General features: G+C 44.1%; 26 protein-coding genes. 18 read left to right on the top strand and 8 right to left on the bottom strand.

The genetic code is table 11. The features are described from left to right. Positions 1-7: 7 nt before the first annotated feature. The 4 genes from rpsB to pyrH all read left to right on the top strand — a co-directional run bounded on the left by rpsB (position 8) and on the right by pyrH (position 3871). Complete coding sequence (rpsB, locus tag HDC91_RS12220; protein WP_162429743.1) at positions 8-865, top strand: 30S ribosomal protein S2; 858 nt, start codon at positions 8-10, stop codon at positions 863-865. Between the two features lie 96 nt (positions 866-961). Continuing rightward, positions 962-1813 (top strand): translation elongation factor Ts, encoded by an 852-nt coding sequence (tsf, locus tag HDC91_RS12215; protein WP_162429742.1) that lies wholly within the window; start codon positions 962-964, stop codon positions 1811-1813. 180 nt (positions 1814-1993) lie between these two features. Further along, positions 1994-3115, top strand: a complete 1122-nt coding sequence (gene nagA, locus HDC91_RS12210) for an N-acetylglucosamine-6-phosphate deacetylase (protein ID WP_183552506.1) — start codon at positions 1994-1996, stop codon at positions 3113-3115. A gap of 51 nt (positions 3116-3166) precedes the next feature. Next, a complete protein-coding gene (gene pyrH, locus HDC91_RS12205; RefSeq protein ID WP_183552504.1) occupies positions 3167-3871 on the top strand; it encodes a UMP kinase in 705 nt (234 codons plus the stop codon). A gap of 266 nt (positions 3872-4137) precedes the next feature. On the opposite strand, the gene HDC91_RS12200 is transcribed toward pyrH, so the two are convergent. The 4 genes from HDC91_RS12200 to HDC91_RS12185 all read right to left on the bottom strand — a co-directional run bounded on the left by HDC91_RS12200 (position 4138) and on the right by HDC91_RS12185 (position 7921). Then, on the bottom strand, positions 4138-5892 hold the full coding sequence (locus tag HDC91_RS12200) for an ABC transporter ATP-binding protein (protein ID WP_183552502.1): 1755 nt from the start codon (positions 5890-5892) through the stop codon (positions 4138-4140). Between the two features lie 228 nt (positions 5893-6120). Further along, a complete protein-coding gene (gene frr / locus HDC91_RS12195) occupies positions 6121-6684 on the bottom strand; it encodes a ribosome recycling factor (protein ID WP_183552500.1) in 564 nt (187 codons plus the stop codon). A gap of 260 nt (positions 6685-6944) precedes the next feature. Then, positions 6945-7322: an RNA-binding protein gene (locus tag HDC91_RS12190; RefSeq protein ID WP_183552498.1), complete on the bottom strand. Its 378-nt coding sequence runs from the start codon at positions 7320-7322 to the stop codon at positions 6945-6947. A gap of 146 nt (positions 7323-7468) precedes the next feature. Then, positions 7469-7921 carry a 3-oxoacyl-ACP synthase gene (locus tag HDC91_RS12185; protein ID WP_183552496.1) on the bottom strand — a complete coding sequence of 151 codons (453 nt, stop codon included), beginning with the start codon at positions 7919-7921 and terminating at the stop codon, positions 7469-7471. Positions 7922-8184: 263 nt separating this feature from the next. Here HDC91_RS12185 and HDC91_RS12180 point away from each other — a divergent pair, with 263 nt between their 5' ends. Further along, positions 8185-8370, top strand: coding sequence for a hypothetical protein (locus HDC91_RS12180; protein WP_162429735.1), 186 nt, complete (start codon positions 8185-8187; stop codon positions 8368-8370). Here HDC91_RS12180 and HDC91_RS12175 read toward each other — a convergent pair. Continuing rightward, positions 8367-9479, bottom strand: a complete 1113-nt coding sequence (locus HDC91_RS12175) for a CapA family protein (protein WP_183552494.1) — start codon at positions 9477-9479, stop codon at positions 8367-8369. The two genes, HDC91_RS12180 and HDC91_RS12175, sit on opposite strands and share 4 nt — an antisense overlap. A 57-nt stretch (positions 9480-9536) precedes the next feature. Next, positions 9537-10112, bottom strand: a complete 576-nt coding sequence (locus HDC91_RS12170; protein WP_183552492.1) for a C40 family peptidase — start codon at positions 10110-10112, stop codon at positions 9537-9539. A 583-nt stretch (positions 10113-10695) separates the two neighbouring features. On the opposite strand from HDC91_RS12170, the gene pdhA reads away from it, so the two are divergent. The 12 genes from pdhA (at position 10696) to HDC91_RS12110 (ending at position 21210) form a co-directional block, all read left to right on the top strand. After that, entirely contained in the window at positions 10696-11691 is a 996-nt protein-coding gene (pdhA, locus tag HDC91_RS12165) for a pyruvate dehydrogenase (acetyl-transferring) E1 component subunit alpha (RefSeq protein WP_162429732.1), read from the top strand. Between the two features lie 38 nt (positions 11692-11729). Beyond that, on the top strand, positions 11730-13412 hold the full coding sequence (locus HDC91_RS12160; protein WP_183552490.1) for a pyruvate dehydrogenase complex dihydrolipoamide acetyltransferase: 1683 nt from the start codon (positions 11730-11732) through the stop codon (positions 13410-13412). A gap of 219 nt (positions 13413-13631) precedes the next feature. Beyond that, on the top strand, positions 13632-14351 hold the full coding sequence (locus HDC91_RS12155) for a DUF3667 domain-containing protein (RefSeq protein WP_183552488.1): 720 nt from the start codon (positions 13632-13634) through the stop codon (positions 14349-14351). A gap of 5 nt (positions 14352-14356) precedes the next feature. Then, positions 14357-15139, top strand: coding sequence for a zinc-dependent peptidase (locus HDC91_RS12150; RefSeq protein ID WP_183552485.1), 783 nt, complete (start codon positions 14357-14359; stop codon positions 15137-15139). 5 nt (positions 15140-15144) lie between these two features. After that, positions 15145-15849, top strand: coding sequence for a uracil-DNA glycosylase family protein (locus tag HDC91_RS12145; RefSeq protein ID WP_183552483.1), 705 nt, complete (start codon positions 15145-15147; stop codon positions 15847-15849). A 148-nt stretch (positions 15850-15997) separates the two neighbouring features. Then, a complete protein-coding gene (locus HDC91_RS12140) occupies positions 15998-16228 on the top strand; it encodes a helix-turn-helix domain-containing protein (RefSeq protein WP_183552481.1) in 231 nt (76 codons plus the stop codon). 59 nt (positions 16229-16287) lie between these two features. After that, on the top strand, positions 16288-16938 hold the full coding sequence (locus tag HDC91_RS12135; protein ID WP_183552479.1) for an HD domain-containing protein: 651 nt from the start codon (positions 16288-16290) through the stop codon (positions 16936-16938). A gap of 72 nt (positions 16939-17010) precedes the next feature. Then, complete coding sequence (locus HDC91_RS12130) at positions 17011-17556, top strand: YceI family protein (RefSeq protein WP_221262173.1); 546 nt, start codon at positions 17011-17013, stop codon at positions 17554-17556. A gap of 101 nt (positions 17557-17657) precedes the next feature. Next, positions 17658-18722 carry a cell wall metabolism sensor histidine kinase WalK gene (locus HDC91_RS12125; RefSeq protein WP_183552475.1) on the top strand — a complete coding sequence of 355 codons (1065 nt, stop codon included), beginning with the start codon at positions 17658-17660 and terminating at the stop codon, positions 18720-18722. 48 nt (positions 18723-18770) lie between these two features. Continuing rightward, on the top strand, positions 18771-19421 hold the full coding sequence (locus tag HDC91_RS12120) for a DUF47 domain-containing protein (RefSeq protein ID WP_162429723.1): 651 nt from the start codon (positions 18771-18773) through the stop codon (positions 19419-19421). A gap of 20 nt (positions 19422-19441) precedes the next feature. Then, entirely contained in the window at positions 19442-20449 is a 1008-nt protein-coding gene (locus HDC91_RS12115) for an inorganic phosphate transporter (protein ID WP_162429722.1), read from the top strand. Positions 20450-20487: 38 nt separating this feature from the next. Beyond that, the gene (locus HDC91_RS12110; protein ID WP_183552473.1) at positions 20488-21210 is read left to right on the top strand and encodes a DUF4197 domain-containing protein; all 723 of its coding nucleotides are present in this window, start codon (positions 20488-20490) and stop codon (positions 21208-21210) included. 54 nt (positions 21211-21264) lie between these two features. On the opposite strand, the gene HDC91_RS20180 is transcribed toward HDC91_RS12110, so the two are convergent. Continuing rightward, complete coding sequence (locus HDC91_RS20180; protein WP_183552471.1) at positions 21265-22572, bottom strand: carboxypeptidase-like regulatory domain-containing protein; 1308 nt, start codon at positions 22570-22572, stop codon at positions 21265-21267. Beyond that, positions 22569-23135: an RNA polymerase sigma factor gene (locus tag HDC91_RS12100; protein WP_183552470.1), complete on the bottom strand. Its 567-nt coding sequence runs from the start codon at positions 23133-23135 to the stop codon at positions 22569-22571. The genes HDC91_RS20180 and HDC91_RS12100 overlap by 4 nt, the downstream gene beginning before the upstream one ends. 84 nt (positions 23136-23219) lie before the next feature. Between HDC91_RS12100 and HDC91_RS12095 the strand changes: the two genes are divergently transcribed. Beyond that, on the top strand, positions 23220-25148 hold the full coding sequence (locus HDC91_RS12095; protein WP_183552469.1) for a VWA domain-containing protein: 1929 nt from the start codon (positions 23220-23222) through the stop codon (positions 25146-25148). Positions 25149-25194: the final 46 nt, after the last annotated feature.

Below are 25194 nucleotides of genomic sequence, written 5' to 3'. Positions count from 1 at the left end.
ACAAACAATGGCAAGAACAACATATCAGGATTTACTGGATGCAGGTGTACACTTTGGTCACCTTACCCGCAAATGGGACCCGAAAATGTCACAGTACATTTTCATGGAGCGTAACGGTATCCACATTATAGATTTAAATAAAACCTTATCAAAGGTTGAAGAAGCTGCTTCAGCTATCAAACAAATTGTAAAATCAGGCCGTAAGGTATTATTCGTTGCAACAAAGAAACAAGCGAAGGATATTGTAGCTGAACATGCAAAAAGCGTAAACATGCCGTACATCACCGAGCGTTGGTTGGGTGGTATGTTAACCAACTTTGCTACCGTACGTAAGTCGATCAAAAAGATGTCGAACATCGATAAATTGACCAAGGACGGTACTTACAGCAACCTGTCGAAAAAAGAACGTTTGATGATACAGCGCGAGCGCATTAAATTAGAAACCTTGTTAGGTGGTATTTCGGATCTTAACCGTTTACCGGCTGCATTGTTCCTGATCGACGTGAAGAAAGAGCACATCGCGGTATCTGAAGCTTTAAAGCTTAACATACCAACATTTGCGATGGTTGATACCAACTCTGACCCATCTAACATCGATTTCCCTATCCCGGCGAACGACGATGCTACCAAATCAATTTCATTGATCACCGGTATTATCATCAAAGCTATCGAAGAAGGTTTAGATGAGCGCAAACGCGAGAAAGAAGACGAAACTGAAAAAGAAGCAGCTGCTGCTAAAGCAAAAGCTGACGCGCCTGAAGTAGCTGACCGCTCTGAAGGTGGCAAACGTAAAAGGACTGCAGAAGTAACAGCCGAAGCTGCTACTGAAACTGAAGCCCCTGCTGCTGATTCAACAGAAGAATAATACAACGAGTTTAAAGTTGAAGGTTAAAAGTTGTAGGTATTACTTATGGCTTTTTACTTTCAACTTTTTACTTTCAACTTTTTAAAAACTAAAAAAATGTCTACAGTACAAATATCTGCATCAGATGTAAATAAACTGCGCCAGCAAACAGGTGCGGGCATGATGGATTGCAAAAAAGCTTTAACTGAAACCAACGGCGATTTTGAAGCTGCTATTGATTTTTTAAGGAAAAAAGGCGCTAAGGTTGCTGCCAGCCGCCAGGACCGCGAATCAAACGAAGGTGTTGTTATAGCACGTACTTCTGAAGATTTTAAGACCGGTGTTATCATCGAGCTTAACTGCGAAACAGATTTTGTGGCCAAAAACGCTGAGTTTGTTGCCTTTGGTAACGAAATAGCAAACGCAGCAGTACAGGCTAAGCCGGCTTCTATCGAAGAACTTTACAACCTGGAAATTGACGTTGAAAATGCACGTGTTAAAATTGGCGATGCAGTTATCGACAAAACCGGTAAAATAGGTGAGAAGATAGGTGTTTCTAAATACGAAGTTATTGAAGGCGATAAGGTTGTTGCCTATATACATGGTAACTACCGTTTAGCCGTGCTGGTTGGTTTAAGCAAGGCTGTTGATGGTGCTGACGAAGCAGGTAAAGACGTTGCTATGCAAATTGCGGCCATGAACCCTGTTGCTATTGATAAAGATGGCGTTGACGCCACCACCATTGAGCGCGAAATGGAAATTGCAAAAGACCAGATCCGTGCCGAAGGCAAACCGGAAGCAATGGTTGAAAAAATTGCTGCAGGCAAGCTTAACAAATTCTACAAAGATTCAACTTTATTAAACCAGGAGTTTGTGAAAGACTCATCTAAAACTGTTGCCCAGTTCTTAGATACGGTTGATAAAGGCCTAACCGTTACCGCTTTTAAGCGGGTAGCTTTAGGAGCTTAATTATATTATCCCCTCGTTATTAACGAGGGGATTTTTTTTGCCCTGAGATTTCTTAACCACGCGTCATTGCAAGGGACGAAGCAATCTCAGAACTGTGCTGAACGATTTGCATGATTGACCTTCTATTGTAGAGATTGCTTCGTTCCTCGCAATGACGTAACCTGTTAAATACGCGACACTATGATAACAGCACTTCATAACCTCACCCTAATTTCGGATGGTAGCATCGCCGCAGGCAAAGCCGTTTTAATTGAAGGCAGCCAGATCAAGGCTATTGTTGATGAAACAGGTATACCTGCAGGTGTCGAAAAGAGAAACCTGAACGGCGCATATCTTGCCCCGGGTTTTATTGATCTGCAGATATATGGCAGCGGCGGTAAATTATTTGCCGGCAAGCCCGAAATGGCAGCTTTAAAGCGTATGGAGGATGACCTGCTTAACCAGGGCACTACGGGATTCTTTGCAACCATCGGCACCAACACCAATGATATTGTTGAAAAAGGCATAGCAGCCGCTAAAGAGTACCGAAAAACCGCAAGGGGTAATTTTTGGGGCGTACACCTGGAGGGTCCGTACCTGAATGCTGCTAAAAGAGGGGCGCACCCGGCCGGTCTTATTAAAAAGGCAACACTTGCGGAAGTTAAAGGCTGGATAGAACGAGCTGAGGGCGTTATCACCATGATGACCATAGCCCCCGAATTGCAGGATCAGGATGTAATAGATTACCTGCATGCCCAGGGTGTAATTATTTCATCGGGGCACAGCAACGCTACGTACGAACAAGGTAAGGGGTTTTTAAATAAACCAATACCAGCGGTTACGCATCTGTTTAACGCGATGCCGCAAATGCACCACCGCGAACCGGGCTACATTCCCGCTATATTTGAGGAAAAACCATATACCAGCATCGTTGCCGACGGCAATCATGTGGATTGGCCCATGATACGTTTGGCCAAGCGAGAACTGGGCAATAAATTATTTTTGATAACTGATGCGGTTACCGCGGCTACCGAAGGTACTTACCAGCACAGGTTAGAAGGCGATAAGTATGTAATGCCCGATGGTACGCTTTCAGGTTCCAGTCTTACCGTGCTTAAGGCGGTGCAAAACTGTGTCGAGCGTGTAGGTATCGACCTTGCCGAGGCGGTTAACATGGCAGCGCTTTACCCCGCCCAACTGGCATCAAAAAGAACTAAGGGTAAGATTGAAGCCGGCTTCGATGCCGACCTGATCATATTTAATGAACAGTACCAAACTCTGGCTACCATAATACAGGGCGATTATTTAACACCAACCACATAAAATTTTAACAATACCATTTATTATCTATTTTTGATAAATCTTCCTTTATAAATGAAATACAAAAGAGTTCTACTAAAGCTTAGCGGCGAATCCCTGATGGGCGAACGCCAGTACGGTATTGATAACGCCCAGGTGCTGCAATACGCGCATGATATAAAAGCTGTAAAAGACCAGGGCATCGAGATTGCCGTTGTAGTTGGCGGCGGCAACATTTTTAGAGGACTCAGCGCCGAAAAAAGCGGGATGGAGCGCGCGCAAGCTGATTATATGGGCATGCTGGCCACCGTGATTAATTGTATGGCCCTGCAAAACGCTTTAGAAAGTATTGGTGTAGAAACCCGCCTGCAGTCGGCTATTAAGATGGAGCAGATCTGCGAACCTTACATACGCCGCCGTGCTATGCACCATTTGGAGTGCGGTAAAATAGTGATATTTGGCGCCGGTACCGGTAACCCATATTTTACTACCGATACCGCGGCATCATTGCGCGCTATAGAGATAAAAGCCGACGTTGTACTAAAAGGTACTCGTGTGGATGGCATTTACACAGCCGACCCGGAAAAAGATGCATCCGCAACCCGGTACGACGAGATAAGCTTCCAGGAGGTGTATGATAAAGGCCTTAACGTAATGGACATGACCGCTATTACCCTTTGCCAGGAAAACAAGTTACCTATCATCGTTTTTGACATGAACAAAGAAGGCAACTTCATGAAAATTGCCAAAGGCGAACCGATTGGTACGCTGGTAAAGTAAAGATAATAGTCATGCTGAACTTGTTTCAGCCCCCTCACGTTGAACATAAAGATTTGCATACTTTATTATCCCGAGAGATGCCGAAATAAATTCGGCAAGACGAAATGCAAAAGTGGGCTGCCGAATTCCGGCAGCCCACTTTGATTATAATCCGTCATTGCGAGCGTAGCGTGGCAATCTCTTTGGGGCGGTTATACACCTTGATTAAAGGAATAGCTTAAAGAGATTGCTTCGTACTTCGCAATGACGCGTGGGTGTGATGATACCTACGCATCCACCGTATGCTTCTCGCCGATTTGCTGGCGCCACATGGCGTAGTAAAGGCCTTTTTGGTCTATCAGGTCGAAGTGTTTGCCCGATTCGATGATATGGCCCTTCTCCAGCACATATATGCAATCGGCATGCATAATGGTAGATAACCGGTGGGCTATCAATATGGTGATGTGGTCGTTTAATACCGATACATCGCGGATGGTGTCGGTTATCTCCTCCTCGGTGATGGAGTCCAGCGATGAGGTGGCCTCGTCAAATACCAGCAGGTCGGGTTTGCGCAGTAAGGCACGAGCGATAGATAAACGTTGCTTTTCGCCGCCCGAAACCTTTACGCCACCTTCGCCGATAACAGTATCAAGCCCTTTATCCGCCCGCGCAAGCAGGGTTTGGCAGGCCGCGCGCTGCAATACGTTCATACATTCCTCATCCGTAGCGGTCGGGTTAACAAACAGCAGGTTTTCGCGAATGGTGCCTGAGAAAAGTTGGGTATCCTGGGTTACAAAACCAATCTTTTCGCGTAGCTGGTCAAGGTCTATATCCTTGCTTGGTATATTATTATACATGATATCGCCCTGCAATGGCTGGTATAAACCAACCAGCAATTTTACCAGCGTAGTTTTACCCGAACCCGATGGCCCTACAAAGGCGATGGTTTGGCCGGTAGTTGTTTTAAAGCTGATATTGTTAAGCGCGTTGCGGTTGGCCGTTAAGTGCTTAAAGCTTACATCGCTGAACGTAAGAGTGCTCACCTTTTCTAAAAGAACAGGCTTTTCGGGTTTTTTATCTATCGGGGTATTCAGGATATTTTTAAAGTTGTTTAATGATACTTCGGCCTCGCGCCAGCTTAAAATAACATTGCCCAGCTCTTGTAAAGGGTTAAATAAAAAGAAAGAATAAAACAAAAAGCTGAAATATTGCCCGGGGGAGATAGTTTCCTTAAAAATCAGCAGCAGCAATATTACCACCATAACGCTGCGTACAAAGTTTACAGTGGTGCCTTGTACAAAGCTCATGCTGCGTACGTATTTTACCTTCTTCAGTTCCAGGTCCAGTATTTTGTAGGTGGTGGTATTAAGGCGCTTTATTTCCTGTTTGGCCAGCCCAAGGCTTTTTATCAGCTCAATGTTCCGCAACGATTCGGTTGTGGAGCCGGCCAGTGCCGTAGTTTCGGCCACAATATTTTTTTGAATGCGTTTTATACGGCGGCTCATGGCCATGCTTACAAAGGTAATAACCGGTATAGCTGCAAAATAAACCAAAGTAACCTGGTAGCTTACCGTGGCCGAATAAACGATGACGAACACCATACCAATCAAACTTACAAACAGTATGCTGATAAATGAGGTAATGAACTTCTCGCAATCTAAACGCACTTTTTGCAGTATGCCCAGGGTTTCGCCGCTGCGCTGATCTTCAAATACCTGGTAAGGTAACTCAAGCGAGTGCTTTAAGCCATCGGCATACATAGCGGCACCAACCTTTTGGGTAATGATATTGGTAAAATAATCCTGAAAGTTTTTGGCTATGCGCGATACCATTGCCACGCCGACCGCCATGCCCACAAGCTTAAGCACACCATACAGGTATTCGCTGTGGCTAAGCACTTTGTATTTTTCAATGAAATTATCTACAATACGGCCGGTGATATACGGGTCTAACAACGAAAAGCCGATGTTCATGGCGGCCAGGAACAGCGCCAGCACCACAACCCAGCGGTGCTTGGATAAATAGGATAGTAATATATTCATAGTATGGGGCAAAAATATAAAAAAGGGAATGGCTAAATACCTCATTCCCTTTAATTTGACAATTGGGTTAATAAAAGCAGCCCGACACATCGCAGGGATGCTGTGCTCTTGCCTCTACTTCGCGCCGCGTATTGACTGTAAAAGACGCAAAGGTATTGCGTCCCTGCAAGCCAACAAAAAAGGGATGCACCTCTCGGCCATCCCTTTTAATATTTCAACAGGTTTAAATTAAACCGTCATGATATCTTTTTCTTTAGCTTCTGATAGCTGGTCGACCTTAACGATGTAGGCATCGGTTAGTTTTTGTACTTCGGCTTCGCCAACTTTAATCTCATCTTCAGAAACACCTTCTGTTTTCAGTTTTTTTATCTTTTCGTTGGCATCTTTGCGGATGTTGCGGATAGCTATTTTACCATTCTCGGCTTCGCCTTTTGCTTTTTTAACCAGTTCGCGGCGGCGCTCTTCTGTTAACGGCGGTACATTGATGCGGATAATCACACCATCGTTTTGTGGGTTAACACCCAGGTTGGCCTCTTTAATAGCTTTTTCTATGGCCGGTAGCAGGTTTTTTTCCCATGGCTGTACAACAATAGTACGCGCATCCGGAGTATTTACGCTGCCTACCTGGCTTAGCGGGGTAGGAGTGCCATAATAATCTACATGCACATCGTCTAACATGGATGGGTTGGCTTTGCCTGCGCGTATCTTTAATAATTCGCTATCTGCGTGGGCAATCGCTTTATCCATTAAAGCTTTTGCATCAGTTACTTGTTTCTTAATGAGTTCGCTCATTGGTTATAGTTTTTTTGACAAAAATAATAAAAAGTATCAAAGCCCCTTAATCCGGGCCATCAAACCAAAACAATTTATAGCCGATGATCTAAAGCCTGGTTGCTTATAGCTACCGGCGCCGGCATGCAAGCCTGATGACAAGGCCATACCTTAAAAAAAGGCAATAAAAAGCACGCTAACAATTTTCATGAAAGCGTGTTAACAAAATCAAAGCAAAACACCGTTAATACAGTGCTTTGCTTTTTAGTAATTTTTACAGATTACCAACGGCTGCCGCCGCCACCTCTGTTATCTTTTGAGTAGCCGCCGCCACCTCTGTTATTATCTCTTGAATAGCCGCCGCCGCCACCACGGTTGCCGCCACCAAAGCCACCGCCGCCTCTGCGCTCACCTGGCTTTTTGTCTTCAGCCTGGCTAACAGCTATAGAGCGGCCGCTAACTTCTGATCCGTTTAAGCCCGAGATAGCTTTTTGTGCTGCTTCATCATCCGGCATTTCAACAAATCCAAAACCTTTGCTTCTGCCGGATTCTCTGTCAATAATAATTTTAACGGTGCTTACTTCACCATAAGCTTCAAAAAGCTCTTGTAAATCTGCTTCCTCTAATGAGTACGGAAGGCTTCCTACGAATATGTTCATCAAAAAATTAGTTTAGTAATGATCAGTTGTTAGCTGTCATTTTATTTGTTTACACCAAATATAGAATAGAAATCAATCAATTGTACAATAATTTGTTAAACTATATTTTTTATTTTCTATCTGTGTGCAAATCGCGGGCATAAAAATTAAAAAATGTGCTGTATTTGATAAGTTTTTTCATTCAAAATAAACTCATCACCGGGCTTTTTATCTTTTAGCCTGTGGCCTATAGGCGATGCCGGCGATACAGCAATATAATCGCTGCCATCTACCGTTAATGTACCCGCGCTTATGGCCAGGTAAAAGTTTCCGTTATTAGTGCAGATCACGCTGCCGGTTTCTGCCTTTTGCGATGTGCTGTTTAAAGCAATGGTATTTAACGCTACCATTAGCTTGTTAGCCTCGTCCAACTGCGCCAAATTTCGGTTCGTTTCCTGCTGTGCCATTTCCCGGCCGGTTTCATATTTGTCGCCTGCGCTGCTTTTGGTATCGTCACTTTGCGCCTGCTGGGCTTCGGCTATTGCCTGTTGGGCGGCCTGCATACGGTTTGTTACATACGAAACGCACAGCGCGTGCAGCTTTGCTTTGATGTCATTCATTTTGTAAAACTTAAATAGCTAAAGCCATAAAAACAAAAGCCCCAGGCACTCGCTGCCCGGGGACTTTCAACCTAAACCTTATCACAATGTAAATGCGAGGCACTTACAGAGATATAAACGTACGTTTTATGAAAATTGTACGTTTACAGCGGCTAATTTACAGTTTTATGATATATGTTGCTTTTTTACAGGCATGTATATTTGAAACAAACCGGTGGTAAAGTGGTTAATGAATAGTTGTTAACCATAACTAATAAAGAAAAATGAACTTAAAACGTACTTTTGGAGCTATACTTACGGTATTAGGTATAGTAGGATTAATTTATACCGGTATTCAAATAATACAGCATAGCGGCTCGGCAACAACGTTAACTGTTGTGGGGTTAATATCTGTTATATTCTTTTTTACCGGGGTGAGTCTGGTACGCAATACCAAGGACGAAGCTTAATTGGCAGTTGACGGCGTGATTTTGCCGGATGGAGAAATTTTTAAGCCGGGTTGTCTAAAGTCGGCTAGGGTGAGGGCCATTATGCGTTGTGCCGCAAGATTAAGTGTGTCAAGCCGCAGGCCTGTTTGATGGCTTTGTTTATACGATACTATTTGTCCGTTTAAAAACTCGCCCTGTTTATTGATGCTGACCTTAAGTAACGGCGCTATACCGCAAATCCCGCTTATGCTTACGCCTTTGTAAGTTACAAAGTTGCCTAAGCTGTAAGCTATAAGGCGGTTTTTATATAACTCCATTGCACGGGCCACGTGGGGCCCATTGCCAAAAACCACATCGGCACCCGCGTCAACTGCAGCATGTGTAAATGCGCGCAGGTTGCCGCGGTTTTCTCCTTTAAATATCTCGGCCGAATCGGGCACGTGCTCGTAATCAATGCCTTCGCCGCCTCCATGAAACGATACGATAACAATATCAACTTTGGATTTAAGTCCGGCTATAAGTTTTTTTGCCCTGGCCGTTTGCAATAGCGAAACCGTTTGCCCATTTGGCGAGAACGCGCAAAAACCATATTTAACACCATTTACGATAAAGGTTTTTGACGGATGGGATTTAAAGCCGGCGGTATGTATGCCCAGGCTATCTAAAACTTTAAGAGTGCTTTTGCGGCCCGCCACATCAAAATCGTTTGAGTGGTTGTTGCCAACGCTTAAAATATCAAAGCCGGCATCCTTTAACACATTGCCGAACTTGGCGGGCATTCTAAAAAGATAACCCTTATGCTTAAATCGTAATTTATACCCAACGGGTGCGCCGGTATCCAACAGTACCCCTTCCAGGTTGCCAAACGCCAGGTCGGCTTCGCGCAGGTCTTTTAGTGCGTATTTAAAACTGTTTTTTGCGCTATCGGGAGGCAGGCAGCTGCTATCGGGGTATGATGAGCCCAGCATAATATCACCAACTGCGGCTATATTTATAGCATCGGGCGGTGCGACGGCGGCTGACGGCTGTGCTTTTGCAACCGGTTTTTTAATGACAGGGCTGCCCGACGGGGGACGAGTGCAAGCCGCTATAATTAATATTAAAAAGCATTGTATAAACCGGGTTTTCATAACAAAAAAATCCTTTCATGGTTAGTGAAAGGATCAGGGATATTAATTTAGGTTTATTTAGTTGGCAGGTTCATCATCAGCAACTGACGATGAAAGTTCATTTTTAAATGACTCTAATAACCGGCCGCCTTTGTAAAAGTAACGGCTGTAGTAAGCATCGTCTAAACTGCTTATGGCAACACCACGCGATGATGCATGTGCAAACCTGTTATTACCCAGGTAAATGCCCACATGTGATATGCTGCGGCTGTGAATTTTAAAGAATACCAGATCGCCCTCTTTAAGGTCGTCCTTGCTAACCGGGTTAACCATACTGAAGATATCGCGCGAATTACGGCGGATAGTCAGGTTAAATACGTCGCTGTATAATTGCTTGGTAAACGCCGAACAGTCGATCCCTTTTTTTGAACTGCCGCCAAAACGGTAAGGAGTGCCTATCCAATCATAAACAAAGTGAAAAAGTTTCATGTTAGAGGTCGCCGAAACCGCGACGCCCATAATTTGCGAAAGATAATCTTTTGCTAAGCTCTCTTGTTCTGCATTTTCTGCAGCCTGGCTTGGAACAGTTTTTGTTTGAGCTTGTGCGCTTAAAACACTCAGGAATAATGCAATAGCAATTGTAATTTTCTTCATTTAATCTATTAAGTTGTTGTAATTAGGACAACAAATGTATATTAAACTGGACGTTTATGTCTATTGTGAATACAAAACTATCCAATATATTTAAATTACCAAATTAAAAGCGATAAATTTTTTCCTAACGATTCAGATAATTTTTTTAACCATTGTTAATTATTGTATCGCTTAAATAAAAAAAATGCGTTGATATTTCTACCGGTGAAATTATTTTTCGATGGCTGCGGGTGGTGCGGTCGCTGTATACTAAAGGCAATGCGGATTGGGAAATAAACTTAACTGTATCAATTAAAAACTGTAGCAAAATGGTAAATAGGGTCAAATATTAGCCCATATTACATTATTATTTGAGAATTTGTGCGAAAAGAAAATTGCGGATTAGCAGTGTTTTGCCCGCATATAAATATCCTTAGTTAAGCTGCATCCAAATGATATTTCGCTTTTTATAAAAATGCTATGCATGCATCACAAACCCGTACGACGGCTTTAAACAAATATTCATAACAAATTGGTTGCAGTTTCGGTTATTTGCAGGATATAATTAGATTTGCACTTTCTCATAGAAATTTGTTTTTAATAAATGAGTTCAATCGAAATAACTAAAGACACCTACCTGATGTGGTACGAGTCTATGCTCCTGATGCGTAAGTTTGAAGAAAAGACCGGCCAGTTATATGGTCAGCAAAAGATACGCGGATTTTGTCACTTGTATATTGGGCAGGAAGCGGTATTAGCCGGCGCCATGTCTGTTATACGCCACGAGGACAGCCTGATAACCGCTTATCGCGATCACGCGCATGCTTTGGCAAAAGGTACACACCCTAACGCCGTAATGGCCGAAATGTATGGTAAGGCCACCGGATGCTCAAAGGGCAAAGGCGGTTCTATGCACATGTTTGATAAAGAAAACCATTTTTATGGGGGGCATGGTATTGTAGGCGGCCAGATACCTATGGGCGCAGGTATAGCCTTTGCCGAAAAGTACAAAGGCACCGATAATGTAAATATTACCTACATGGGCGATGGCGCCGTGCGCCAGGGTGCGTTAACCGAAACCTTTAACATGGCAGCGCTATGGAAATTGCCGGTAATTTTTGTTTGCGAAAACAACGGATACGCCATGGGTACATCGGTTGAGCGTACTACTATTCAAACTGATATTTACAAATTGGGTCTTCCTTACGGTATCCCCTCATCGCCGGTTGATGGTATGGACCCGGTGGCGGTGCATAACGCCATGGACGAGGCCGTATCGCGCGCGCGCCGCGGAGAGGGGCCAACCTTCCTGGAAATGCGTACTTATCGCTACAAAGGGCACTCGATGAGCGACCCGCAGAAGTATCGTACCAAAGAGGAACTGGAAAGCTACAAATCAAAAGACCCCATTGAAACTGTAAAGCTAACGATACAAAAAGAAGGTTATGCTGATGATAAATGGTTTGAAGAAATAGAGGCAAAAGTTAAGGCGCAGGTAGACGAGGCCGTGAAATTCTCTGAAGAATCGCCGTGGCCGGAAGCATCAGAGCTATATACTGATGTGTACGTGCAACAGGATTATCCTTACATACGCGACTAACACTAAATTTACACTAACAATATTCATCACATTTATATATGGCTGAAGTAGTTAAAATGCCTAAAATGAGCGATACCATGACCGAAGGGGTATTGGCTAAATGGCATAAGAAAGTTGGCGACAAGGTAAAATCGGGCGACGTATTAGCCGAGATAGAAACTGACAAGGCCACTATGGATTTTGAATCGTACCAGGACGGCACCCTGCTTTATATAGGCGTGCAAGAAGGTAGCGCGGTTCCTGTTGACGCCGTTATTGCGGTTTTAGGTAAAGAGGGCGAAGATTACAAAGCGCTTTTAGATGGCGCAGGCGGTGCCGAAGCCGCGCCTGCTAAACCAGAAGAGAAAAACGAAGACAAGCCGGCTGCAGCCGAGGATAAAAAGCCTGCGCCTGCCGAGGCTGCAAAACCAAAGGTAGATACCGCCAGCATACCGGCCACTGTAATACGCATGCCATTGCTTAGCGATACGATGACCGAAGGGACTATTGAAAAATGGAACTTTAAAGTTGGCGACAAAGTAAAATCTGACGACTCGCTGGCTGATGTAGCTACGGATAAAGCTACTATGGAAGTTGTGGGCTATGAAGAAGGTACGCTGCTATATATTGGTGTTAAGGAAGGCGAAGCCGCTAAGGTAAACGATATTATTGCCATTGTAGGTAAAGAAGGTACGGATATACAACCGTTATTGGATAACGATGGTGGTGCCGGGGCATCTGAGGAAACGACAGGTACCGAAGAAAGCAAAGAAGCTGCACCCGCTGCGGCGGCCGAAGCTGCACCTGCTGCCACATCAGCCGGCTCAACTGCCGATGATAGCCGCGTTAAGGCATCGCCCCTTGCACGTAAGATCGCTAAAGAAAAAGGCATCAACCTTAATGATGTAAAGGGAAGCGCCGACGGCGGCCGTATCATTAAAAAAGATGTGGAAGAGTTTACGCCATCTGCAAAACCTGCCGAAACCGCTAAACCACAGGAACAGGCAGCAAGCGCCCCTGCCGAGAAAGCACCGGTTATTTTACCTGCGTACACAGGCGAGGAGAAATTTACTGAAAGGAATGTTACGCAAATGCGTAAGGCAATAAGCCGCAGGTTATCTGAAAGCTTATTTACCGCGCCGCATTTTTATGTAACCATGTCAATTGATATGGACCAGGCAATTGCCGCCCGTAATAAAATGAACGAGGTTGCGCCGGTTAAGATATCGTTTAACGATTTTGTAGTAAAGGCAGTAGCCGTTTCGCTGAAACAGCACCCTGCCATAAACTCATCATTCCTGGGCGATAAGATACGCACAAACGAACACGTACACATTGGTGTTGCCGTAGCCGTAGACGAAGGCCTGCTGGTACCGGTAATCAAATTTGCCGATGGCAAATCGTTAAGCCATATCTCGCAGGAGGTAAAAGAGTTTGCCGGCAAAGCAAAAGCGAAAAAATTACAGCCTGCCGAAATGGAAGGCTCAACCTTCACCATATCAAACCTTGGTATGTTTGGTGTTGACGAGTTTACGGCTATCATTAATACGCCAAACGCTTGTATCCTTGCCGTTAGCGGTATAGCGCAGGTGCCGGTTGTTAAAAACGGCGCGGTAGTACCTGGTAACGTTATGAAGGTAACCTTAAGCTGCGATCACCGCGTGGTTGATGGTGCAACAGGTGCCGCGTTCCTGCAAACATTAAAATCATTACTGGAAGAACCGGTAAGGATGATGATATAGCCAATATCGGATTTACGATTACGGATTTAAAAGCGATGGGTTTACTCATCGCTTTTTTATTTAATACGTGTGGCGCTGCGGCGAACTTACAGCAAATGGTGTTCCGCAGGGCCGGTTTAAGCTGACATAGGCATGGAGAATAATTTTTTCTGTTATATTTATGCAGCGCTAATGGGTAACCATTTTCCAGCTTTAAAACCCTTAATATTTAAGCAAAAAATGCCTGCTTGTAAAAATTGCAATACCGAAATAAATCAAAATTATTGTTCCAACTGCGGACAGCCAGCCATACTAAAACGCATCGACGCGCATTACATCGCCCATGAAATTGAACACATTCTGCATTTTGAGCGGGGCATATTGTTCACCGTTAAAGAACTACTAATAAGGCCGGGCAAAAATGTACGTGATTTTATTTCCGAGAACAGGAGCCGGCTTGTAAAGCCAGTTATCTTCATCATTGTTACTTCATTGATCTACACCGTTGTAAATCACTTTTTTCATATCGAAGACGGTTACGTAAAAGTAGGGGACACAAGAAGTGCCGCAACGGATGCGATATTTGAATGGATAGCTAATCATTATGGCTACTCGAATATTATGATGGGGATGTTTATTGCATTGTGGGCTAAAGTATTCTTTAAAAAATACAACTATAATTTTTTTGAGATTCTCATCCTGCTATGTTTTATTATGGGTATGGGCATGCTCATATTTACGTTATTTGCAATTGTTCAGGGTATAACACATATCAGCCTGGTACAAGTTGGAGGGTACGTAGGAGTGCTTTATTGTGCATGGGCCATAGGCCAGTTTTTCGATAAGCTTAAAGTAAGCTCCTATTTTAAAGCGTTAGGCGCTTATATATTGGGGATGGTAACGTTTTTTGTTATTGCAATTATAATAGGAACAGTGGTCGACCAGGTTATCAAACATTAGATCACATGCTATACTTCCTTATCGCGTTTGCCGTTGTTATCTGTTTTACAGTGTTTCAGCGTAAAAAAAAAGGCGCCTTAACGCAAACTGTTCTAAACGACGCGCAAAAGCAACTGCTTACGCAGCATATTAATTACTACAACAAATTATCAGATACCGATAAACTGTGCTTTGAAGATAAGATAGAACAGTTTTTAGATGCGGTGCGTATCGAGGGAGTGGGCCTTGAAGTTACCGATACTGACCGCATTATGGTAGCATCGAGCGCGGTGATCCCGATATTTAGTTTTAAAGATTGGACCTATCGCAACGTTACTAACGTACTCTTATATCCCGATACTTTTGATAAGGACTTTCAGTTTGAAGGCGACAGCGGCGAGGGGCGTAATATTATGGGGATGGTAGGCAGCGGGTATATGAACGGGCAAATGATATTATCGCGCAACGCGCTGGTAAAGGGTTTCTCAAAAAATTCAGGTAAAGAAAATACCGGTATCCACGAATTTGTGCACCTGCTTGACAACGCCGATGGCGCCACAGACGGGATACCCGGGGGATTCCTGCAACATGAATATGTACAGCCCTGGGTGCGGATGATGCACCAGGAAATCCGTAGGATAGAGGCGGGCCGCTCAGACATTAGTGGGTATGCCACTACTAACGAAGCGGAGTTCTTTGCTGTGGTATCTGAATATTTTTTTGAAAAGCCCGACCAGTTCCAAACCAGGCATCCTGAATTATATGACATACTGAGCAAAGTATTTGCACAAAACCCGGCAACAAAATAATTAATATGAACTTCGCTGAAAAGGTAATAGCGTTTAACGGGCAGCTGGAATACACCGGGCCACCATTACCTGCCAACATCCGGATCATGAACCCTTACCGCGAAGAAGAGCATGCCCTGCAGATATCATCAACGTTTTACCGACAGTATTATAGCGATAACAATAAGCGCCACCTTATTCTGGGGATCAACCCCGGCAGGTTTGGCGGCGGTGTTACAGGCGTACCCTTCACCGATCCGAAACGCTTAATAGCAGAATGCGGTATTGGATACAACGGTAAACTAACGCATGAGCCATCTTCGGTATACATTTACGAAATGATAAACGCCTTTGGCGGTGTAAAGGCATTTTACAGCAAACTCTACATTAATTCGCTTTGCCCGTTGGGGTTTACCACTATTGATAATAAAGGGAAGGAAAAAAATTACAACTATTATGATAGTAAAGAGCTGTGCACAACAGTAACGCCTTTTATGGTCGATAACATAAAAAAGCAAATTGCCTTAGGCTGCTATACAGATACCTGCTTTTGCTTTGGTACCGGGCAAAACGAAAAATTCCTGAAAAAATTAAACGAAATTCATGGGTTTTTTAATAAGATAGTAGCCTTGGAACATCCCCGTTTTATAGTGCAATACAGATCTAAAACCAGGCAGCTGTATATTGATAAATATTTGCAAGCCTTTGCCGACGCCGGCATAGTTACGTAAATCTGTTTTAAAGCCTGGTGCGCCCTGAGGTTAGAGATATCAGCCGGAATATTTGTGAAAAGAAATTACTTTTAAAAATATTTTTTTGAAATCCGCACGGCAAACAATCTCGTTTATATGGTATTATAAAATCTAAAAGAGCGAGTACATGTTGAATCAGAGGGCAAAAGCTGTCGCAACCAATATCCGTAATAAGCGCGAAAAGCTAAACTATACACAAGAATACCTGGCCGCAAAACTCGGTATTTCCCAAAATGCCTATAGTAAAATAGAATTGGGTTATACAAAGATTACTGTAGAGCGCCTTTTTCAGATAGCTGATATTTTGGAAACAGATATGACGGAGCTGATTGGAAGCGAGAAAACAGCCGCCGCTTAACCACCCTAAAAGCCCATCCAAGTAAAGGTCAACTGTTATATTTGCACAAACAGCAACCCATGAACAGCACCGATATATTGGATAAAACCATAAGCTTTGTACAGGAAACTTTAAAAAACGCCGAAGGGGGCCACGATTGGTGGCATATTCACCGCGTTTGGACAAATGCCAAACAGATAGCAAAAACCGAAGACTGCGATCTGCTTGTGGTAGAGCTGGCTGCCCTGCTACATGATATTGCCGATAGCAAATTTCATAACGGCGATGAAGAGATTGGCCCGGCTACTGCCGGTAAGTTTCTTACTCAAATCGGTGTTTCTGCCGATGTTATTGTTCACGTACAACAGATCATCAGGTACATGTCTTTCAAAGCGAGCTTTGATAAAGCGACTTTTCATTCGAAGGAGCTGGCTGTAGTACAGGATGCGGACCGGCTCGACGCTATTGGCGCTATGGGCATTGCCCGGGCGTTTACTTATGGCGGCTTTAAGGGCAGGGAGATATACAATCCCCATATTCAGCCTAAGCTGAATATGACAAAGGATGAATATAAAAACACCACCGCACCCACCATTAACCATTTTTACGAGAAGCTGCTGTTGCTTAAAGATAAAATGAACACCCCTACCGGTCGTCACCTCGCGCAGCGCAGGCATACTTTTATGGAGGCGTATTTACAGCAGTTTTATTCGGAGGTTGCGCCGCAATAATTTTATAACGGTAAAGCCGTTACCATTGCTGGCAAATGCAGATCGGGTTAATTAAACCCTGCCGTATAAAAAATGTCATATCCAACCATGAAGCGTATCTTAACAACAATAGGCATATTAATAATTACTGCCGGGGCGTTCGCTCAAAATAAAAGCAACATCACCAGCGCTAAAATAACTTTTGAATTAAAAAACCTAGGCATTAAAACCGGCGGTACCATTGGTGGGGTGCAGGGTAATATTATGTTTGATCCGGCAAACCCCGGCGGCAGCAAAATCGAGGCGACTGCCGACGCAAATACCATTAACACTGATAACAGCATGCGCGACGGGCACCTGAAGGGTGAAGATTATTTTAACGCGGATACCTATCCAAAAATAACCATGTCTTCGTTGTCGTTTCAAAAAAAAGGCACTCGGTATGTTGGGCGTTTTAACCTTACTATAAAAGGCACAACCAAACCTGTTGAAGTGCCATTTAACTATACAGAGCAGGGTAACACCAGCAATTTTAAAGGCAGTTTTAAAATAAACCGAAAGGATTTTGGTATTGGCGGTAACAGCATGACCATGAGCGACGATGTTACCATATTTATAGAGGCACAGGCAACAAAATAACTAAGCCTCTATTGCCGGCGCAATAAAATGGTAACGATATATTAATTAATATGCAGTTTATGATATTAATTATAACCATTTACAAATAGTAACTTTATACTATGAAATTGCGTGTATTGATATTGATAAACGCTGCCGCGGTTGCCATAACCTTATCGGCGGTAAACTACTACTTTCAGCATAAGTGGTACGATATGATGATAACCTTCCTGGTGTCGTTTATTACCAGCTATCTTGTTTTTTATTATCTCACCGAGAAATACATCTACTCAAAAATAAAGCTTATTTATAAGCTGATACATAATCTCAAACTCGGGCGCGATCTTAGGGACGCCCTTGGGGAACACGTAAGCGCCGACCCTATTAACGATGTTGAACAGGAGGTGCAGGAATGGGCGCGGCAAAAAAAAACAGAGATAGACGAGCTGAAAAAGCAGGAAAGATTTCGCCGGGATTTTTTATCAAATATCTCGCACGAGTTTAAAACACCTCTTTTTGCCATACAAGGTTACATTGAAGCTTTGCAGGATGACGGCCTGGAAGATAAAGAACTTGCTGCGCAGTTCCTGGAAAAGGCCTCAAAGAATGTTGACAGGTTAAGCTACCTGATAACCGATCTGGACGAGATATCAAAGCTGGAATCGGGCGAGATACCGATCAACTATACCAAATTTAAAATAAACGACCTGATTAAAGAGGTTTTTGAATCAATGGAGCTGAAGAGCAGGCAGCACAATATTAAGCTAATGTTTAAACAAAAATACGATGAAGGCATTTTTGTTAATGCCGACCGTGAAAAGATCAGGCAGGTTCTGGTAAACCTCATTGATAATTCGTTTAAATATGGCAAAGATGGAGGCAGTACTTCGGTAAGCATTTTTACACTGCATGAACAAGTATTGATTGAAGTTACCGACGATGGTATTGGTATTGAAGAAAAATTCCTTCCGAGGCTATTTGAGCGCTTTTTCCGTACGGATACCAGCCGTTCAAGGCAAATTGGCGGTTCGGGACTGGGGCTGGCTATTGTAAAGCATATCATCGAAGCCCACCAGCAAACCATTAACGTGCGCAGTACCGAGGGGATGGGGTCGACTTTTGGTTTTACCTTGCAAATAGCGCGCCCCTCACTTCCTTTTCCCAATATCCCTGTATTGAAAAGTTAACATTAACTTAACATTGCAACCTTACCTTTACCGAAATTTAAATGCAAAATGTCACTTAACAGTATATTCCAGTATTTTGTTCCTAAAGATAAGAAAACCTTTTTCCCGCTGTTTGAGCAGGCTGCAAGTAATGTTGTAAGCATGGCAACAATTTTGGTTGAGGCTGTGAACTCGGCTAACGTAGCCACCCGTGAGGAACTTTTCAGGCAGATAGACAAGCTTGAAAACAGGGGTGACGAGCTTACTCATCAAATATACCTTGAACTGGGCAAAAATTTTATTACCCCTTTTGACCGTGAAGACATACATGCTTTAGCTACCGCTATTGACGATATAGCCGACTACATACATGGCGCTGCCAACCGCATGCTGCTTTACAAGATAGACGATTTTAACGAGCACGTACGCAAATTATGCGAGTTGATACTGCAAGCCGGAACAGACCTTGAAAAAGCTGTACGCGAATTGAAAGACCTGCGGAACGTACGCGCTATTGCCGATTCATGCATCCGTATAAACAGTGTGGAAAACCAGGCCGACTACGTTTTCGACCGTGCCGTTGCTGATCTTTTTCTTTATGAAACGGATGCAATAAGGTTGATAAAATATAAAGAGATATTGGCAGCCCTTGAAACGGCTACCGATATGTGCGAAGATGCCGCTAACGTAATGGAATCTATTTTAATTAAAAACGCCTAAGCATAAATTACATTATTTAGATGGTTACCACCTTACTTGTTGCTGTAGTTGCCCTGGCGCTCATATTTGATTACACCAACGGCTTTCATGATGCGGCTAACTCTATAGCTACCATCGTTTCAACCAAAGTGCTAACGCCTTTCCAGGCCGTTCTGTTAGCCGCAGTTTTCAATTTTGCCGCCTATTTTTTTATCAAAGACCATAAGGTGGCTAATACCGTTGCCAAAATTGTGCACGAGGAATTTATAACCATGCATGTAATTTTGGCGGGGCTTATTGCTGCCATTACCTGGAATTTGGTAACCTGGTGGTTTGGCATCCCGTCAAGCTCTTCGCATACACTTATCGGGGGCTTTGCCGGTGCAGGGATAACCAATTCGTTTTTTATGGGTGCCCATGGCTTTGCGGCGGTAAACTCGCATTACATCTTAACAATTATAGCATACATCGTACTTGCGCCGTTCATTGGTTTGTTTATAGCGTATTTTATTACCATATTGATACTGCACATTTGCAAAAGGGCAAAACCAGCAACGGCCGAGCGCTGGTTTAAGCGCCTGCAGCTGGTATCGGCCGCTGCGCTAAGCTTTGCACACGGTACAAACGACGCTCAAAAGGTAATGGGTATTTTATATGTGGCGCTTATTGCTGCAAAGGTTATTAATAACAGCGCCCCAATGCCCGAGTGGATACCTTTGGCATGTTACAGCGCTATATCATTGGGTACCATGTCTGGCGGATGGAAGATCGTTAAAACGATGGGCTCGAAGATCACCAAGATCACACCTTTAGAAGGGGTTGCAGCCGAATCTGCCGGCGCAGTTACCCTGTTTATTACCGAGCGTTTTGGTATCCCTGTATCAACTACCCATACCATTACCGGGTCTATCATCGGGGTGGGCTTAACAAAAAGGGTATCGGCTGTGCGCTGGGGTGTTACCATAAACCTGGTTTGGGCCTGGATAATTACCATACCAATTTCGGCACTTATTGCCGGGCTTGTATTTTTGGTGGTAAGGCATTGGTAGCAATATATTTATGGCAGTAAATTTGCTTACTCATTTCCATGAAAAAAGCATTTTTACTTATCCCTTTCCTTTTTATTTTGTTAAGCAGCTGCGATACGCTCAACCAGGTGGCGCAAACTACTATACAACAGTACGGCACCCCTACAACATTCGAAATTAACAACGGCTTAAAACAGGCACTTGAAATAGGTACCGGCAAAAGTTCTGACCAGCTATCGGCTGTAAATGGCTTTTTTGGTAACGCCGCTATAAAGATATTGTTCCCGCCCGAAGCGCAAAAGGTTGAACAAACCTTGCGCAGCATAGGCCTTGGCAAACTGGCCGACAACGTTATACTATCCCTTAACCGCGCTGCCGAAGATGCCGCGGTGCAGGCAAAGCCTATTTTTGTTAACGCCATTAAACAAATGACCTTAACAGATGTAACCAACATTCTGTTAGGCAGCCGGGATGCCGCCACGCAATATTTCAAACGTACTACCACCTTACAGCTTTCTGCCAAGTTTAAACCTGTTATACAAAACAGCCTTAACAAAGTAGGGGCTACAAAGTATTATACCGATGCCGCCAGCGCTTACAATAAAATACCCCTGGTAAGCAAGATAAACCCTGATATAAGCGATTACGTTACCCAAAAGGCTATTGACGGCTTGTTTGTAGAGATAGCTAAAGAAGAACTTAACATCCGCCAAAACCTGAGCGCACGTACCACGCCGCTGCTGCAAAAGGTATTTGCTTACTACGATAAAAATAAGAAGTAACCGCGAAATGTATATAGCGATGGGTTTTATACCCATCGCTGATAAAATCCATCGCTATTTATGAAACTCCACCTTCACCTTCACATCTTCGGTTTTACCGTTAATATTGCCAATCCATGCGGGGCCTTGTTGTATCAGGGAAATGGCTTGTTTATCAGCTGCTTCGTTCAAGCTCTTTATTACTTTGATGCCGCCTATGCTGCCATTTGGGTTTACCGTAAGCTGCAGGGTAACTACACCCTCTTCGCTGTTGGGCAGCGTAGCGTTATCTTTTAAATACTTTCTGAAGTTTTCCCAGCCGTTTTGCGGGTGGGCTCGCGGCAGTTTCCTTTTAATTGTTTTTACAACCACCACTTCGCTTAAAGTGTGGGCGCTTTGGTCTAATTCAACCTTCAAGCTGTCGTTATTTTTAACATTCAGCGTTTTACTGTTAAAGCCAACCGAGCCAAACTCAAGGCTCTCATCTTTTTTAATATTGGGCAGGGTAAACTTGCCATTGACATCAGTTAAAGTGCCCTGGGGTTTGCCTACAACCTGTACAGATACGCCCGGAAGCGGAGAGCCATCCACGCGGTTTAACACTACACCCGACACCAGGTTTAAGGGTAAGCCCGCACTCGCTAAAGCAGCCGGGTTATTATCTGTACGTTTACCCGGCCTAACCGTAATATCCGCGCCTTCGGCCTTGCTTTTTAATGGTGTTAGCGCCGAGGGGTTTTTATTGATAGCTACATAGCCGCCGCCTAAAACAGTGTCCTGTTTTTTGTCGGCTATCATATCCGAAGCTACCATTTCTTCCAGGGGGGTAACAGGGGGGGCTGCCTTAAAAGCATAGTTTTGTGCTATTGCAATTTGGCGTGTCGCTGCAGATTCCGCCTTCGCCCGGTTTGCCGCCGCTCTTTCATTTATAACGGCGGATTTACGTTTTTGGTAGGCTATAGCTTGTTCACCAGCTTTTATAATACCAGGCACGGCTTTATTATCTATCACAACCGGCGTTGTATCAACAGGCACAATACTGTTTGCAGGCACTGTTTTGGCTACTTTTGGCGCAAGGGTTGTATTATTGCGTTTGTATAATAATCCTACCACTATCGCAAAGCCAATAAGGCTTGCTGCAATGGCAGTTACAGTCCATGGCAATAAGCGCCGTACTTTAGGGGCTGTACGCTCCTGCAAGCGCTGGCGCAGGGCATTAAGGTTTTCGTGGTGTTTATTTTTTGCATTGCCATATCCTTCCAGCGCATCCCTTAAAAACGGATCGTCCTGTGCCTCGCGTTCCAGTTTATGCATGGCGCGGGCATCAAGCTCCCTGTTAAGGTACTTCTGTATCTGCGATATGTTGGCCCGTTTGTTATTCACTGTTTTTTTTCAAGGCAAATTTTAAGGTTGCGCTTTCCGTTTTGTATATAGCTTTTCACTTCGTTCATGGTAAAGCCGGTTTCGTCGGCCACTTCTTTATAACACTTCTCTTCAAGGTAAAATAATTTTACGCTTTGTTTTTGTGCCGGTGTTAGTTTGTCCAAACAACGTTCCAAAGCCTGCATGGCTTCTTCGCGGTTTTCAGTATCAGGATGCAAAACCGGGGTAAATTCCATAAACTCATCCAACCCAACGGTCTCTAATTTTTTACCCGCGCGCAGCTGCATCAGGCAATGGTTGCGGCTTAGCACGTATAGCCAGGCCCTGAACTGTTTTATATCGTGCAGGTGCACCTTTTGTGCCAGCTCTTCAAATATGCTCATTACCGCGTCCTGAGCCGGCTCCTCATCTTTCAGATACTTTAACGCCACGCCATAAACCAGCGGCATATAACGCTCGTACAGCGTGCCCAGAACCTTTAGGTCGCGGGTTGCCCGGTAGCTTGTTAACAGCTCATCGTCTGCGGTATCTTCTGGTTTAACTGGCCTGGTAAAAAATTTCATCAAGAGGGTTGCAAAATAATTTTTTTAAACCGCTTATGGAAATCTTATCTGTGCGGCATCCTGTAATAAAAAACGCGACAGATTATGAAAAAGCTTTTATTAATTATCATGGTGTTTGCCGCCCTTACCGGCTTTAAAAGTAGTAGTACCCGCATCGTTTACGGTACAGTATTTTCTGCTGATGACAAAATACCCCTGCCGGGCGTAACTGTAATGGTAAAGGGGACCGGCATAGGCATACAAACCGATTCGAAAGGTAAATACTCGCTAAATGTACCCGATGGAAAAATATACTTAACATTCGCCTTTATTGGCTATCAAACACAAACGGTTAACATTGGCGGCAAAAGCAAAGTGGATGTTGCATTAAAAGGCTCGTCGACTCAATTAAACGAAGTTGTGGTGACAGGTTATGCTGCCCAGAAAAGAAAAGAAGTGGCTGCAAGTGTTGCCATCGTTAAAGGTCAGGCAGTTAATTCGGCGGCAGGGATGCGGCTTACGTTAAGAGGTAATAGAACATTGAATGCAAACTACATGTATGCCCCCGCACCCGTGCAAGATAATGAAAGTTACAAAGGCATTACCGAAAACGCATTCACCAATGCGGCGTCTACCCCGCTTTCAACTTTTTCGGTTGATGTGGATGCAGCATCCTACAGTAACGTAAGGCGCTTCATCAACAACGGCCAGCTGCCGCCTGCCGATGCGGTACGTGTAGAAGAAATGATCAATTATTTTAACTACAACCTTACCGGCCCAACAGATGGCGGCCCGGTTGCTATACATACCGAACTTTCATCGGCACCGTGGAATACCAGTCACCGTTTGCTGCGTATAGGCTTAAAGGCTAAAACAATCCCTACAAACAACCTGCCTGCCTCAAACCTCGTTTTCCTGATAGATGTATCCGGCTCAATGGATAGCCCCAATAAGCTGCCGTTGGTGCAGTCATCGTTAAAAATGCTGGTAGACCAACTACGCCCGCAGGATAAGGTTGCCCTGGTGGTTTATGCCGGTGCCGCAGGTGTGGTGCTGCCATCAACCCCCGGTGATAAGAAGGAAACCATTAAAAACGCAATTGATAACCTTAGTGCTGGCGGCTCAACCGCGGGTGGCGAAGGCATAAAGCTGGCTTACAAAATTGCCGCGGAAAGCTTTGTTAAAACCGGCAATAACCGCATAATACTTGCCACCGATGGCGACTTTAACGTAGGCGCATCCAGCGATGACGATATGGAAAAACTGATAGAGAAAAAACGCGAAAGCGGCATTTTCCTATCGGTATTGGGTTATGGCATGGGTAACTATAAAGACAGCAAAATGGAAACCCTTGCCGACAAGGGCAACGGAAACTATGCTTACATTGATAACATTACTGAAGCCCGTAAAACACTGGTAACCGAATTTGGCGGTACCTTATTTACGGTTGCCAAGGATGTAAAGCTGCAGATAGAGTTTAACCCCGCCAAAGTACAGGCCTATCGCCTGCTGGGTTACGAAAACCGCATTTTAAACAAAGAGGACTTTAACGATGATAAAAAGGATGCCGGCGACATGGGCAGCGGCCATACCGTTACCGCTTTTTACGAGATAGTGCCTGCCGGCATCAAAGACGATTATATGGTGAGCGTAGATCCGCTGAAATATCAAAAGGTTAAAGAAAGCAAGGCAGACTTAAACCCATCAGCAGAGATGATGACCATAAAGTTCAGGTATAAAGAACCGGTATCATCGGTAAGCAAGCTGAGCCAGGCTGTTGTTTATGATAAGCCGGTAGGTTTTAACTCAACTTCTGTCGATTTTAAATTTGCTTCGGCAGTTGCCGAAGTAGGTATGCTGCTGCGCGATTCAAAATTTAAACAAAAAGCCAGTTATGCCCATGCCATTGCCACAGCACGAGCCGGTAAAGGCGAGGATACGGAAGGCTACCGGGCTGAGTTTATCCGCCTTGCCGAAAGTGCAAAGCTGCTTAGTAAAAGTGCCGCTTTAGCAAAGGTAAATGAGGAAGAATAGCCAATTACATAAAACAGGCCTGTCGAATCATTTTCGGCAGGCCCTG

The sequence above is a fragment of the Mucilaginibacter sp. AK015 genome, from assembly GCF_014200785.1.
Lineage (GTDB): Bacteria > Bacteroidota > Bacteroidia > Sphingobacteriales > Sphingobacteriaceae > Mucilaginibacter.
This window is presented reverse-complemented; position numbering and strand designations above follow the sequence as displayed.